Genomic DNA, 14,686 nt, shown 5'->3' with positions numbered 1-14,686 from the left:
AAATATACAGATTTCTATCTTTATTAGGAGATTATTAATATTCTACTTTCCACATGTAGCGTCTTTTACTTAAAGGATGATTGCGTGCTTCAGCTAATTCTTCGGCATACTGACGCAGTACACGGTTTAATACAAGAGGAGCAATATACCCTTGCACATCTTTATCAATTCCTTCGAAGTCATATGCTTTTGCATCTAGAACAGTTAATTTCTTTCCATATCGTTTAGAGAATGATAAGGCGCGTTCTTCTAAAGGTCTCGTTTCATCTAGTCCAGCTAGGATGATAAACGGTACGTTTGCATCAATAATTTCGAATGGACCGTGGAAATACTCTCCAGCGTGAATAGCGTGAGAATGAATCCACTGCATTTCCATCAAGATACAGATGCTGAATGAATATGCTGCTCCATAGTTCGAACCGCTGGCCATTGTATAAATAACCGGTTCAGACTTATGTGATTCAGCAAATTTTCTTGCGTTGCTCGCTTCGTATTTCAGAGCTTTTTCATAAACAGACTGTGAATTTTCTAAGCTAGTAACTAACTTTGCAAACTTATCATTTTTTTCTGCTACGTATAAGAGACCAAATACAAGCTGATATAAAACGCCTAAGTTTGTTTCAAAAGCATCGATATCATTGCCCCATTCATACTTAATAAAAATATCTGCGCTGTGTGCTAAAGGTGAAGTAGGTTCATTTGTTAAGGCTACAGCATAAGCGCCTTTGCTTTTAGCGAACTTAGCTGCTTCTGTAGTCTCAGGAGTTGTTCCTGACATGGAACATAAAATAACTAAGGAGTCTTTTCCTAGCTGCTGCGGATTGCGGTGGATAAATTCGTTCGAGCTATACAAATCGGATGTAATATGTTGAGCTTCTCGATCTAGTACATACTTAGCTGGATACATGATCGCAGAAGATCCTCCACATGCGACGAAAAACACATTACGAATTTGCTTGCTTTTTAATTCGTTTAATACGGCTTGCACATCACTTTTTACATTCACTACTGTTTTGCTCATTTTCCCCACTCCTTAAATAAAATATGATATACAACATTATGTAATGTTATATATTGTTATATTAAACTGCAATCGTTAACTAGTCAATACATTTATCAGAATATTAAACTTTTTTATCTACATTTGTAGAAATGCGCTCTTCTGTTTCTCCATCAAAGAAATGCACGTAGGTTAAATTCAACGAAAAAGCGCCTTTGTCCCCTGCTTCAAACTCACATAAAAGAGGCACTCGAGCGACAAACGTTTGCTTTTCTAAACTAGCATATAAAATTGTTTCAGCACCTAGTACCTCTATCATATCTAGTGTCGTAGTGAAGCAAAACTCATTGTTCAACTCTCTCTTACTATCCTCTTTATGATATACAATGTGTTCAGGACGCGCACCCATTATGACCTCTTTCTCATTATGACCTTGAGAATGTAAAGCGTGTATTAGAAAATCAGGAAGCTGTATTTTAGTTTTTCCCATTATAAAATAAGTGCCTTGGAGATACCCTCGAAAAAAATTCATTGCGGGCGATCCAATAAAACTGCCTACAAATACATTCCTAGGATGGCTGTAAATATCTTGAGGAGTTCCGATCTGTTGAATAATCCCGTCTTTCATAACAACTAGGCGAGTAGCCATTGTCATAGCTTCCACTTGATCATGCGTCACATAGATTGTTGTTGTTTGCAGCCTTTGATGCAGTTTAATAATCTCAGCACGCATCTGTACTCGCAGCTTCGCATCCAAATTAGATAATGGTTCATCCATTAAGAAAACTTTTGCTTCCCGAACAATAGCACGACCTAAAGCAACTCGCTGACGCTGCCCTCCTGACAAAGCTTTTGGTTTTCTCTCTAAATATGTCTCTAGTCCTAGCATTTTAGCGGCTTCATTTACACGTCTATCAATTTCATCTCTCTTTATTTTTTTTAACTTCAAACCAAATGCCATATTTTCTCGAACTGTCATATGAGGGTAAAGAGCATAGTTTTGAAAAACCATAGCGATATTACGATCTTTTGGAGCTACTTCGTTCATATGCTTTCCATCAACGTAAAAATTACCTTTTGAAATTGTTTCTAGACCAGCGATCATTCGCAGCGTAGTAGACTTACCACAGCCTGAAGGTCCAACAAATACAATGAACTCTTTATCTTTAATCTGAAGGTTAAAATCATTTACGGCGATATTCTTTTTATCATATATTTTATATACTTTATCTAAATGTAACGTTGCCATCTAGCATCAGCTCCTCATATTTAATATTCGAAATACAGTATTGCAAGCTACGAGTCTCTTTTTCCTTCATCCTTTCCTCCTTTTTATTTAAATTGCTAACTTGAGACATTAAAGTAACTTAATAACTATACTAATCGAATCTAGTTAGACAGAAAATAAATATGTAAAGGTTGCTAACACAAAACATACAAGCAACCGTTCACCTTCAAAAAAATAAAAACCTTCTCTAAAATAAGAAGGTTTCAGATCATAATCTGCATAGAGACTGCCTTTGCCTTACTTCTGAAGATTTTATTACATATCTTCTTTGCCTTGACAGCTCGGACACTCATAAACATGTACAAAATAAAGTCCAATATGGTGGAATCGTTTCCCTAAGCAATCTGGACATGTTCCTGCTTCGCGCATTTGTTCTCGTCGTTTGTCTCGCTGATTAGCGAAGAAATTTACAAATTTCATAAAAGAACCTCCCTCATGTTTTTGACTATAGGTTTTCCTGATAAGAGGTCTTTTATTCGACTAGGTGTATTTATAAAAGCACCTGCTTGATTGTGCTTTTAAACTATACTCACGTTTTCCAATAATACCAAAAGGATAGATAGAGCATTCTTATGACGCTCATCTATCCTTCATTTTTATCCTATATAATGTTTAACGCTATACAGGCGTTTATCACTATTTCCTAACAAATATCTGATTTTTGATACAGCTAGCATATACAAGTTATTCTTCTACTTTGTATTTTTCTTTTTTCCGAATAAACGGCCACCAGTTTCCTTCTCCAAGCGTTACGACAATCGCTGGCATAAGAAGCGGAAGAATGACAAGGCCATAAAGTAAAAGACCAATAATAACAACCGTTGCTACATGAACAAGTGTTAATACACCCGATGGCATCATAGCCCCAAACGTTCCGGCTAAGATAATAGCAGCAGTGATAATAACCGACCCCATCTTACTCATAGACGTAACCATCCCTACTGCTACGCCGCTTTTTACTTCTTCGTTAAAACGGTCTAACAAGAAAATAGAATAGTCAATTCCAAGGGCAACTAAAATAACAAAACTAAAGAATGGCACGGCCCAGCTGATTCCGTCATTCCCCATTATATCCACGAATAGAAGCTCTGAGATTCCCATTGCTGTATAATACGTAAGCAGCAGTGAAGCAATCATGTATACAGGCATTATCATTGAACGGAATAAAATGGTCAGCACAATAAACAATCCAATCATCATAATAACCATTGTGCGTGAAAGATCCGTTGTAGATAAATCTTTTAAATCCGCATTTGAGCTCGATACCCCTCCGTACACAATTTCTGTATGCTCAAACGGCGTATCAACGACTTCGCTTGCCACCGCTTTTTCAATATTTTTTACGGTTGAAATGGCTTCTTCAGAATATGGATTTTGATCGAGCACTACACTGAGCTTAACTCCTTTTCCATCTGCAAAAGAATAGTTATCGATGGATTGTTTAAACCCTTTATCTTTCATCACTTCTGCTGGAAGATAAATACCCGTATCTCTAACTGTTGAGCTGTCACTCATGTTATCAAGCATATCTGTTGCTTTTGTTAAGCCATCTGAGATCTTCGTCAGTCCGTCATTCGCACTTTTAACTCCTTTTGCTAACTGATTGATACTGTCTGATAGCGTTCCAACTTGACCTTGCTGAGCTGAAAGATTCTCATTTGCTTGTTGGAGACCGGTTTGAATGGCAGTAAGCTGTTTACTGATTGCAACAAGCTGCGGGACCGCTTGCTGCACATTTCCTGTTGTAGAGAGCTGTGTGCTAACAAGCTGCAGCTGTTGATTAATTTGAGCTAATCCGTCTGCAGCAGGTGCAAGCGACCCGCCAGATTTCTCTTTAGAAGCAGAACCCGTTTGGTCAGCTATTTGATTTAGCCCTTTTTCAACATCACTTAATCCTTTTTGTACATCTCCGATTCCTTTAACAGCATCTTTGATTCCGTCTGATACAGAGCCTAGCTGTGAATTAACATATAAATCATCAATCTTTTCTCCGGTAGGCTGTGTGATAGTCATAACAGAATCCACGTGATCCACTTTTTCAATTGCTTTGCTGATATTTCCTAAATAAGGAATAACATCCGCCTTTGTTAACTCTTTATCTCCTTTAATAATAACATTGACAGGAAACGCTTTTCCTTCTCCCAGTGCATCACTGATAGCATTTAGTCCTTTTATAGATTTATAATCACTGCTTATTTCAGCAGTAGAGTCAAACGATACTTTTGAGTCGTACGTTACAATAAAAGGCACGGTAATAATGGCTGTAATGACTAAAAACACGAACGGTCGCGCCACTGCCTTTTTTCCTAAAAAGCCCCACAGCTTATTATCGCTATGAGAAGCCACTTTTTTAGACGGCCAAAATAATTTTTCTCCAAGTGTAACCATAAAAAGTGGAAGCAGAGTAAATAAAATGACTAGCAGTACACCTACGCCCACTGCTACCCCGACAGCGGACTGGAAAATGGCAAACTTGGCAAATCCGATGGCGGCAAAACCAATAAATACGGCAATTCCGCTGATAAATAGCGTTCTTCCTGCTGTCCGATAAGCCGTGATCGTGGCTTCTACTTTATCATGTCCGTTTGCCAATTCTTCACGGAAACGATTAAGTAAAAGAATGCAGTAATCCGTACCAATTCCAAACAAAATAGCTACTAAGAACGTTTGCGTGAACGTTGAAATTGGAAAATCGACATTTTTAACTAAAATCCCTAGTAACGATTGACTGATTAAGTATGTGATTCCCACAATTAAAATAGGAATAAACGGCGTCACTACTGAACGGAAAACGAGTAAAAGCAAACCTAAAATCAAAAAGATAGTAATAAACTCGGTTTTCTTTAACCCTTCTTCTGAACTGTGTGCAAAATCCTGATTAATAAGAGATGCACCTGTTACATATGCCGTAATGTCTTTTGGCACGTTATCATAAATCTGATTCGCTATTTTTTCAACTTTTTCATCCGATCCACTGACAGTAACCGGAACTAAAACGGTTTTTTTGTCTTTAGACATTAATTGATTACGAACATCTTGATCATCTGTTAAAGGCGTTGTGACATCTTTTACACCTTTAATTTTCTCTGTCTTATCAATGATTTTCTGTATTTGTTTCTCACTATCTTTATCTAATGCGTTATCTAACTTGACAACTATGCTGATGGTATTACTGTCTTCTCCGGCATTTTTTAGAATTTGGCTGGCTCTAGATGAAACGGAATCTTCGGGAAGCTGAGACTGTCCTTTTTCACTTGCGAGCTTTGCTAAATTTGGTGCCGTTAGCATCAATATAACTGTTAAAGCTAAAATGAAGGCCGCAATCACCCATTTAAATTTCACAATAAATTTCATTCTTTGCTTTCCCCTTTTGTAGTTAACTTTTCTTTTGCCATTGTAAGAATTTCAATAAATGTATCTATTTTTTCTTCTTCTACATCATCAAACAAATTCTCAATGATACTAAAACACGCGGCATTTCCGTCATTTATTACCTTTTCGCCTTCAGCCGTAATCTTAATAAGCTTAGAACGTTTATCGCTCTCTAGTTCATTAGCGTCCCATTCCACAAGCCCTTTTTCGAGCAGTTTTTTGATTCGATTCGAAATGGCACTTTTATGAACACCTTGCAAGACTGCAAGACTGCCAGGTGAAGACGGACCTTTAATCATTAAACTATTTAACAAATCAAACTGCTGCCTAGAGACATGTTCAAAGAGGTTATGGCTGATCTCTCTATGAATTACTTCTGTTCCTACAAACAGCACTTCTTCAAAAAGTTCTACAGCTTGATATAATTTGCTTTTTGTCACTGTTTTCTCTCCTTTATTCATTTAGTTTATAGGTATAAACTATTCAACTTTAAAAATAGTTTATAGGACTAAACTTTATTCTGTCAATAAATTTATGTCCGACTGTCTTCATATATGATAAAGATAAATAGAAATCCCAAAAGATACCGCTTACATCATCTTTTTTGGTTGTCAAAGCTCCATCACTTAAGTATTATTAGTAATTGACTTCTTTTCAAGGAGATATAAATTTTATACACAGAAAGGGTGATCACACATGAATACAATGCATGCTAATGAGCAGGTCAGTAAGAAAGATTCCTTTCCAATTGCTCTCATCTCGTTGACTCTTGGAGCTTTTGCTATTGGAATGACGGAATTTGTTATTATGGGGATACTGCCTAACGTTGCGGAAGACCTTCATGTTAGCATTTCGACTGCTGGCCAGCTAATTACAAGCTATGCTTTAGGAGTAGCAATCGGCGCGCCAATTTTAACCATTTTTACTCATCGACTTCCTCAAAAGCTTCTGCTTTGTTTACTTATGCTTTTATTTATTCTCGGAAATGCAATTGCTATTATTGCACCCAGCTATGGAATTTTAATGGGAGCTCGTTTAGTTACGGCATTATGTCACGGTACTTTCTTTGGAGTAGGCGCTGTTATTGCTTCACGACTCGTACAACCTCATAAACGTGCAAGTGCTGTCGCAACGATGATGGCAGGTTTAACCATTGCAAATATCATCGGGGTTCCTGTGGGAACATTTATTGGGCAACACTTAGGCTGGAGAGCTTCATTCGGGGCTATTACGATTATGGGGATTATTGCATTTATTGGTATTATTCTGTTTATTCCAAAGCTTGGTCAAGACAAATTAACGGGTCTAAAACAGCAGTTTGCTGCTTTTACTCAACCAAAACTTCTTGTGATGCTTCTTTTAAGCGCAATAGGATGCGGCAGTTTATTTACTGTTTTTACGTACATTACACCGCTTCTTGAAGATGTTACAGGAGTAAGTGAACATAGCGTTACGTGGATACTTGTATTATATGGATGCGGCGTTACGCTCGGAAACGTTGTTGGAGGCAAGCTTGCAGACTGGAAGTTAATGCCTTCGGTTGTAGGTATATTTGCTTTTCTTTGTATTGTGCTGACTATTTTTACGTTTACCGTTAAAAGCCCAACAGCAGCAATTATCACGCTTTTTTTCTGGGGAGCAGCAGCATTTGCTGTAATGCCTGGTATTCAAGTGGAAATTATGAACTTAGCACAGGAAGCACCTGCTTTAGCTTCTACTTCGAATCACTCGTTTGCTAACTTAGGAAATGCTTTTGGCGCCTTTTTCGGGGGCGTGATTATTAACCATATGGGACTCACTTCACTTCCTTGGGTCGGCGCCATTTTTGTAGGAACGGCTTTTGTTATCAGCACTTGTCTTTTTATTGTGGAAACACGCAAAAAACATAGTGAACAATCGTCCTAATTCTCTAACAACCGAACAAAAAATAAAAAAAGAGCCTTTCTTTGCTGAAAGGCTCTTTTTTTATTTTTAACTCGCTTTTTTCATTTCTTTACTTGTTAATCGACTGTGTTTACGAGAATAACCGACATATACAAATATACCAAGCACAATCCATATGCTAAAATACAGCCATGTTGTTTTAGGAAGATTAATCATTAAAAATAAACAAGATAATACAGATAAAATTGGTAAAACAGGTACAAACGGCATTGTAAATCCACGTTTTAAAGTTGGGTGCGTTTTACGTAAGATGATAATGCTGACGCCCACCATGCCGAAAGTTAAAAGAGCTCCGATATTTGCTAAATTCGCAAGTTCTTTTAGATCAATAAACCCTGAAATTAACGCTCCGATAATCCCTACTAGCCAAGTAGAAAGAGTCGGAACTCCTGTTTTCTCATTTGTTTTAGCAAATGCTTTTGGCAGCAAGCCGTCGCGGCTCATGGAGAATAAAATGCGTGTTGCTGCATAAATGTAGGCGAAAATAACAGCCATGATTCCAATGACAGCTCCTGCAGCAATAACTCCTGCCACTGCATTTTGTCCTACTGAATGGAGAACATAGGCCATTGCTTCTGGGACATTCAGTTCTTTGTACGAAACAACTCCGGTCATAACAAGGCATACTGCTACATAAATAATCGTGCAGATCACAAGTGAACTAATAATTCCAATGGGCAAATTGCGCTGCGGATTCTTTACTTCTTCTGCTGATGTAGATAAGGCATCAAAACCTAAGAAAGCAAAAAATACGGCCGCGCCCCCTGTCACAACACCTTCAATTCCATAAGGCATAAAAGGAGTCCAATTAGACGGTTTTACATAAAAAGCTCCTACAATAATAAAGAGAAGGATAATAAATAATTTAACCAGCACCATAAAGTTATTCACTTTTTTACTTTCTTTTGTTCCTCTTGAAAGCAGCCATGTAATAAGAAGTGTAATACAAATAGCAGGAAGGTTCACTAGACCTCCATTTGCAGGGATCGTAATCAATTCTTTTGGCAGTGAAAAACCGAAGCCTTCTAAAAAGTTGTTAAAATAAGAAGACCATCCATTTGCTACTGCTGACATTGTTAACAAATAGACAGAAAGCAACGTCCAGCCCATTAAGTGTGCTACCACTTCGCCGATGGTTGCATATGTATAGGTGTAAACACTCCCAGATACAGGTATAGTTGAAGCAAATTCCGCATAGCACAGCGCTGCAAAACCGCATACAATAGAAGCCAATATAAAAGAAAAAATAACGGCTGGTCCAGCATCGTTAGCAGCTACTAAGCCTGTTAATACTAAAACCCCTGTTCCTATTACGGCTCCAATACCAAGAAGAGTCAAATCGAATGCTCCTAATGTTTTGACTAGAGATTTGTTTTGACTTTGTTCTAATAATTGCTCGATTGACTTCTTTTTAAATAGTTTTCCCAATGCACTCTCTCCTCTCTGTTGCCACTCATCCCTTAAAAAAACTTGAAAATGACGTTTTCCCTATTTGGCTGCGCGTTTTTACTTCAGATACAGAAGTAATTATATAGAAATAATTACTAACTTGTCTATTAGTATACTAATATCATTATATATATTTCAAGAGTTTTTGTAAGCGATTTCTTAATATTGCTCTATTTTGGATTTATAAACTAAATAAAGAGATTATCATTGTGCTTATGTATAATAAGTTTGAATAAAAATAATATTCTAAAAAATTATTTTATATGTTTTTAGATAACTTTTTTACTAACTATCTTCAGATATAAATTCCTGACCTAGAGATTATTTACAGAACAATGAATGTTTTATCTTACCCGGTGTTATAATGATGAAAACTGAAGTGTATGAAGGGCGGAGAGAGATGCTTAACTTACTTATGGGCTGTATTTTACTAGCATTAGGAGTGTACTTTATGTTTAAATTTCTTTTTTACTCTCCTTCTAAAAAAAAGCGAAATCAGCAGAACATGAACAAACCATCAGATGAGGCTTCAGCTTCATCCCGTACAAACGATTCGAATGGAATAAGATAAATTTTTTTATAAAATACCGGCGTTTGTCTAAGGCAAAAGTTATACTGCTGATATATATTATCTTATACCCTTCTAGTTCAATATTCCCTTCATTTTGGTGTAAGACAAGATGAAGGGAATCACTATCCGACTTAAAAAAATCGGATTTTTCTATTTAGTAAGGTAAATAGCTTCAATAAACTCTGTTTGAATTCTTTTCTTTATTCAAGTGTACAGCTGCCTCTTCCACACTTACTGTTCCTATATTTTTCTTCCCGTGCTTTCGCATAGCAAGCGATTCATTTTCCACTTCTTTATCTCCTATCACGGCCATATAAGGAACTTTCTGCATTTCTGCTTCTCGAATTTTCAGCCCTATTTTTTCAATGCGATCGTCTACTTCAACACGATACCCTTTTAACTCCAGCTCGTGTTTCACTTTATATGCATATTCCACATGCGGCGGTGCAATAGGCAATAGTTTGAGTTGAACAGGAGCTAACCAAAGAGGAAATTGACCTTCGTAATGTTCAATCAAGACGGCCATAAATCGTTCAACGGAACCGTATATAGCGCGGTGAATCATTACGGGACGATGAGGTTTATTGTCTTCTCCAATATACATACAGTCAAACTTCTCTGGCATTAAGAAATCAAGCTGAACTGTTCCGCACTGCCAGCTGCGACCTAAGGAATCTAAAATATGAAAATCGATTTTCGGCCCATAAAAAGCTCCGTCTCCTTCATTCACCTGATAGTCTAAGCCTTTTTCACTTAACACAGATTGAAGCGACTTTTCTGCTTGGTTCCATGTTTCAATATTTCCCATGAATTTTTCAGGTCGTGTGGATAGCTCCACTTTGTAATCGAAGCCAAAATGTGAGTAAAAGTCATGGATAAACGCTAGAATGCGGCTAATCTCAGCTTCGATCTGACTGAGTTCTACGAATAAATGAGCGTCGTCCTGTGTGAATGAACGGACTCTTAGCAATCCGTTTAAAGATCCAGAAAGCTCGTGACGGTGAACTAATCCAAGCTCTGCGTATCGAATCGGAAGTTCTCGGTAGCTTCTTCGCTTGCTGCTAAACAATAAAATGGCTCCCGGACAATTCATCGGTTTAATCGCATAGTTTTGTTCGTCAACATTTGAAAAATACATATTCTCATGATAGTGCTCCCAGTGCCCTGATTGTTCCCACAGCTCCTGTTTCATCATGATGGGTGTTTTTATCTCTTGATAGCCTGCTTTATAATGCTTTTGTTTCCAGTAGTTCTCTAACTCGTTTCGAATAATCATTCCGTTAGGTAAGAAAAATGGCATACCAGGAGCTTCTTCTATTGACATAAACAGCTCCAGTTCTTGACCTAATTTTTGATGATTTCGCTTTTCTGCTTCCATTTGTTTTGACATGTTCATTCCTCCAATATGTTTTTATTTAACAAAAAAACCGCACTCTTCCCTAGTAAAGGGACGAATGCGGCCGTGGTACCACCCTAATTCCGTAAAATACCCATACGTATTTTACGCTTAAAAAGATAACGGTTCTACCGGTTGCGGTTTCAGTGTATACACATTCCCCGCCGCAGCTCCAAGGTGGTAAATTCATTTCGTTTTCTAAGGGTTCTCAGCCAGTGACCCTACTCTCTGTAAAGAAAATTCAAAAATGATTCATGTCCTTTTCATTGCTTGTATATTCTTTTTTTCTACATAAAAAACCGCACTCATCCCTAGTGAAGGGACGAATGCGGCCGTGGTACCACCCTAATTCCGTAAAATACCCATACGTATTTTACGCTTAAAAAGATAACGGTTTTACCGATTGCAGTTTCAGTTATGCACGTTCCCTGCAATAGCTCTAAGGTGGTAAATTAGATGATTTCTTAAGGGCTCTCAGCCAGTGGCCCTATTCTCTGCGAAGAAAACAGCATCTAATTCGTGTCCTTTTCATTGCCAAATACTGTTTATTAGTTGTTAAAAGCGATTATAGTGTATAAATTTAACAGAAGTCAAGAAGTAATTTTTTATTTTTTAATGGTATAGAATTACTTTATGCTTAAATTTTTGAAAAGTTACTTAAGAATACACGGACTGAAAAAGTTTTTTATTATACTATTAACGACTACTTTTCATTCTTATTTTCACCTTTATTTTCATAACAATAAAGGCGAAAAAGAAAGATACTATAAGTCCTTATTTGTTTTATCTAAGCGGTATTAACGAAGTGAAACCCAATACTATCCCAAATCAGAACAAATAACATAGCACAAGCATTATCAGGTTTTTTATTTATATACTAAAATATTAAATACACCTTTTTCTGCTCACCCAAATAGTTGACTTCAATCCGTAGAAACTATTTTTTATCTATCTTTAGAGGGAAGCTCATCATTCATGCTTCCACTTTGCGGAAAAATCCGTTTTTTCCTGATTTGTTCTTTAAGAATAACATCAAGCTGCCGCTGAACTTTCCTTGTTTCATTTGTCGAAAAATACAGGTGAGCCAGATTTACTGTTTCTAACGGATCCTTGGTCAAATTGTACATTTCAATTTGATCGGGAACACGTGTTGTTTTAAGGGTAGTAAAACTTACAGGGTAACCTTCATATTGCTCCCGGTGATTGACTTTATCTTTTTCTTCAGCTGCTGACCAAAATTGCGGATTATCATGATAACGAGCGTATTTCCAAATTTCCTTTCCTGCCGCTGACGAAAACTCGACAATGACCGCTTGAATGTGATTAGGCTGAACAACTGACGGGTAGCTTTCTCCTAAAAAATTTGTTTGGTGAAGTCCTTTTGTCGGGTCATCATCCGTCATGAAGAAAATCGGTGTTTGCACTTGCTCAAGAGACGATTCTCCTCGAAGTATACCTGACAGGTCTCGCCCAACAAATGGATGTACTTCCGTATGACTTTTTTGTAATTGCTTTTGAACAGCGGAAGCATCGATATTAGCTAAACTAAGCATTGTCGGAATCAAGTCAACGTGACTAGTCATCAGGTCTGTACGTTGATAATTGGGAAATAAACATTTGTTGTGAATGAGAAGCGGAACGTGAATAGATTCTTCATACATGTTGTACCATTTTTGATGTAGTCCACCGTGAGCTCCAAGCAAATCACCATGATCAGAGGTAAAAATAATAATTGTATTTTCATAGAACGAAGATTGTTCGATGGTCCGAAGAACTTTTAAAATTTGTTTATCAACATTTTTTTGCAGCTGATAATACAAGCGCCGGTAGAAGCTAGAATTTGGCGTCGGCTGCAGCGCTTTTGGATAGATGTATTTATAGCTGCTTTGAGCGCTAGGCTTTGTTTGCAAAGATTCTCTAATGGTAGGTGGCGGATCGATGTTCGGAATCGTCTCATCAATAGAAAACTGAAACATAGGAAGGTGTTTGGTAATCGCTCCAAACAGCGCAATGTCATGCGGGTTCACAAACGAACCTACCATGAGCCAAGGCTGCGCAGTCGCTTGATGTTCTAATCGTTGAATAAGCTCTATGATTTCCTCTGCATATATTTCGTCTCGTCCGCTCACTCCAACGGCCGCGGATGAACCAGAATTGTGCGGGTTTCTCCCTTCCGGTTCTGGACCAATCCACCCTGAAAACCCAAACTTTTCAAGCTTATTAGCCTGTTGATAGAGGCACTCTTTCTCTAGATCCGGTATTCCTGTTTGCATCTGGTAGCTAGAAAAAACGTTATGTGTTCCTGGAATTAAGATGTTCTCATCAGAAATGTGCCATTTTCCTTTATAAAAGGTTTGATACCCAGCCTGCTTAAAATAATCTCCCATCGTCGGGATGGTATTAGGCTGCAGCCAAAACATATCAGGATCTTGTGACTTCTTTGCGATACCTTGTGTTTGCGTAACTCCGTGCAAGGAAGGATACTGCCCTGTAAACAATGTAGCTCGACTTGGTGAACAGGCTGTAGAACCGACGTAGTGACGGGTAAATTCCATTCCATGCTGTTTTAAAAATTCATGTGCTTTTAAATGTTTTTTTCGCCACTTTTTTAGTTCTTTACTTTCATATAAGGGTGGAAATCGCTCCTCGTCCACGATAATTAACAAAAAATTAGGCTGCTTCTGCATGTTTACTCCTCCGCGTGTTTATCAAATTTTCTGTATTGATAAACTATGTAAAAAGCACTTTTTTTAGAAGAACGGAGTACGATTCATGTCTTTTTATGCCCAAACAAAAAAGACTTGGAGGATTTCTCTAAGTCTTTCATAGCTCATTTCAATACGATATTCCTTATTTTTTGTATGCTTTTAGCTACTGATTTCGTTTATAGGTACCAATGATACTAGGTATACCTACAATTATGCTTATCATAAAACTCCACATCATATAGCGCCAATCCCCTGTAAAAAGCGCTACTCCCATAAAAAAAACGAGCTGACCAGCAAGAGCTAACCATGAAGCTATCCAAGCAAACATCATATTCTCTTTCACGTTATCACCTCATATTTTTAAGTATGAATGACTTCTTATATTTTACCATTAAATTCCAATTTTAAAGGTTGTTCTACTGTTTATTTTATGTACATAACTAAAAAAGCTAATAGCAGCGCGCAGCTAGCCATTAGCTTTTTCATCATTTTGCAAATACATGATGTCCTATTTTAATTGTTTCTTGTTTTTGGCGCAGCCATTGATCTCCCGTTTTATCAGGATTAAAGAAGAATAATGAACCTTTTCCTTGACCCTGGAAGTTAATTGCTTCTTCTACAGCTTTTTTTGAATCTGTGTCTGCAGGTTTATTAATTTGACCGTTGCTGACCGGACTATACTGACCTTTTTGATAAATAACGCCTTTTACAGTGTCCGGGAATTTGCTGCTGTCGACTCTGTTTAATACAACTGTCGCCACGGCTACTTTGCCTGCATAAGGCTCTCCTTTGGCTTCAGCTGATACAAGACGAGCTAATAATTCTTTATCATTTTTATTTACTTGAATGTGCTGTTCATGAGCGGGCGCTGCAGCAAATGCTGAGTAACCTGCACCAAAACTTGGGATAAGCATTGCTATAGCAATCACTAGTTTCTTTATCATAAAAATAAAAAGCC

Annotated in this window: 11 protein-coding genes and 2 other annotated features; of the genes, 1 reads left to right on the top strand and 10 read right to left on the bottom strand. The window is 37.5% G+C overall.

What is annotated here, in order from left to right; translation table 11 throughout:
- Positions 1-34: 34 nt before the first annotated feature.
- The 5 genes from MKY06_RS12305 to MKY06_RS12285 all read right to left on the bottom strand — a co-directional run bounded on the left by MKY06_RS12305 (position 35) and on the right by MKY06_RS12285 (position 6,100).
- Positions 35-1,021, bottom strand: coding sequence for an SIS domain-containing protein (locus MKY06_RS12305; RefSeq protein ID WP_098322388.1), 987 nt, complete (start codon positions 1,019-1,021; stop codon positions 35-37).
- Between the two features lie 103 nt (positions 1,022-1,124).
- Positions 1,125-2,249 carry an ABC transporter ATP-binding protein gene (locus MKY06_RS12300; RefSeq protein WP_098277881.1) on the bottom strand — a complete coding sequence of 375 codons (1,125 nt, stop codon included), beginning with the start codon at positions 2,247-2,249 and terminating at the stop codon, positions 1,125-1,127.
- A 294-nt stretch (positions 2,250-2,543) separates the two neighbouring features.
- Complete coding sequence (locus tag MKY06_RS12295; RefSeq protein ID WP_013057098.1) at positions 2,544-2,708, bottom strand: hypothetical protein; 165 nt, start codon at positions 2,706-2,708, stop codon at positions 2,544-2,546.
- 264 nt (positions 2,709-2,972) lie between these two features.
- Positions 2,973-5,642: an MMPL family transporter gene (locus MKY06_RS12290; RefSeq protein ID WP_340960760.1), complete on the bottom strand. Its 2,670-nt coding sequence runs from the start codon at positions 5,640-5,642 to the stop codon at positions 2,973-2,975.
- Positions 5,639-6,100 (bottom strand): MarR family winged helix-turn-helix transcriptional regulator, encoded by a 462-nt coding sequence (locus tag MKY06_RS12285; RefSeq protein WP_013057096.1) that lies wholly within the window; start codon positions 6,098-6,100, stop codon positions 5,639-5,641. Before MKY06_RS12285 ends, MKY06_RS12290 begins: the two co-directional genes overlap by 4 nt.
- Before the next feature lie 256 nt (positions 6,101-6,356).
- On the opposite strand from MKY06_RS12285, the gene MKY06_RS12280 reads away from it, so the two are divergent.
- Positions 6,357-7,565 carry an MFS transporter gene (locus MKY06_RS12280; RefSeq protein ID WP_340960757.1) on the top strand — a complete coding sequence of 403 codons (1,209 nt, stop codon included), beginning with the start codon at positions 6,357-6,359 and terminating at the stop codon, positions 7,563-7,565.
- A 66-nt stretch (positions 7,566-7,631) separates the two neighbouring features.
- Here the strand turns inward: MKY06_RS12280 and MKY06_RS12275 are convergent, their stop codons facing one another.
- From MKY06_RS12275 to MKY06_RS12255, 5 genes are all read right to left on the bottom strand, one after another.
- On the bottom strand, positions 7,632-9,032 hold the full coding sequence (locus tag MKY06_RS12275; RefSeq protein WP_013057094.1) for an amino acid permease: 1,401 nt from the start codon (positions 9,030-9,032) through the stop codon (positions 7,632-7,634).
- A gap of 764 nt (positions 9,033-9,796) precedes the next feature.
- Entirely contained in the window at positions 9,797-11,014 is a 1,218-nt protein-coding gene (gene thrS, locus MKY06_RS12270) for a threonine--tRNA ligase (protein WP_098277878.1), read from the bottom strand.
- Between the two features lie 53 nt (positions 11,015-11,067).
- Positions 11,068-11,296: a binding site (T-box leader), on the bottom strand.
- A gap of 39 nt (positions 11,297-11,335) precedes the next feature.
- Positions 11,336-11,561 (bottom strand) — a binding site (T-box leader).
- 403 nt (positions 11,562-11,964) lie between these two features.
- Positions 11,965-13,707, bottom strand: a complete 1,743-nt coding sequence (locus MKY06_RS12265) for a sulfatase-like hydrolase/transferase (protein ID WP_098287509.1) — start codon at positions 13,705-13,707, stop codon at positions 11,965-11,967.
- A gap of 184 nt (positions 13,708-13,891) precedes the next feature.
- Positions 13,892-14,071 carry a hypothetical protein gene (locus tag MKY06_RS12260; protein WP_035438973.1) on the bottom strand — a complete coding sequence of 60 codons (180 nt, stop codon included), beginning with the start codon at positions 14,069-14,071 and terminating at the stop codon, positions 13,892-13,894.
- 142 nt (positions 14,072-14,213) lie between these two features.
- A complete protein-coding gene (locus MKY06_RS12255) occupies positions 14,214-14,672 on the bottom strand; it encodes a cell wall hydrolase (RefSeq protein ID WP_029321830.1) in 459 nt (152 codons plus the stop codon).
- Positions 14,673-14,686: the final 14 nt, after the last annotated feature.

Origin of the sequence: Priestia sp. FSL P4-0332 (assembly GCF_038005845.1) — a bacterium.
Taxonomy (GTDB): Bacteria; Bacillota; Bacilli; order Bacillales; family Bacillaceae_H; genus Priestia.
The sequence above is the reverse complement of the archived record's forward strand: the minus strand, read 5'-3'. Positions and strand labels throughout refer to the sequence as shown.

Bases quoted from the DNA above. Each gene is read 5' to 3' on its own strand.
- MKY06_RS12280 (WP_340960757.1), top strand. From the start codon at position 6,357: ATGAATACAATGCATGCTAATGAGCAGGTCAGTAAGAAAGATTCCTTT.
- MKY06_RS12305 (WP_098322388.1), bottom strand. From the start codon at position 1,021: ATGAGCAAAACAGTAGTGAATGTAAAAAGTGATGTGCAAGCCGTATTA.
- MKY06_RS12255 (WP_029321830.1), bottom strand. From the start codon at position 14,672: ATGATAAAGAAACTAGTGATTGCTATAGCAATGCTTATCCCAAGTTTT.
- MKY06_RS12300 (WP_098277881.1), bottom strand. From the start codon at position 2,249: ATGGCAACGTTACATTTAGATAAAGTATATAAAATATATGATAAAAAG.
- thrS (WP_098277878.1), bottom strand. From the start codon at position 11,014: ATGTCAAAACAAATGGAAGCAGAAAAGCGAAATCATCAAAAATTAGGT.
- MKY06_RS12295 (WP_013057098.1), bottom strand. From the start codon at position 2,708: ATGAAATTTGTAAATTTCTTCGCTAATCAGCGAGACAAACGACGAGAA.
- MKY06_RS12290 (WP_340960760.1), bottom strand. From the start codon at position 5,642: ATGAAATTTATTGTGAAATTTAAATGGGTGATTGCGGCCTTCATTTTA.
- MKY06_RS12265 (WP_098287509.1), bottom strand. From the start codon at position 13,707: ATGCAGAAGCAGCCTAATTTTTTGTTAATTATCGTGGACGAGGAGCGA.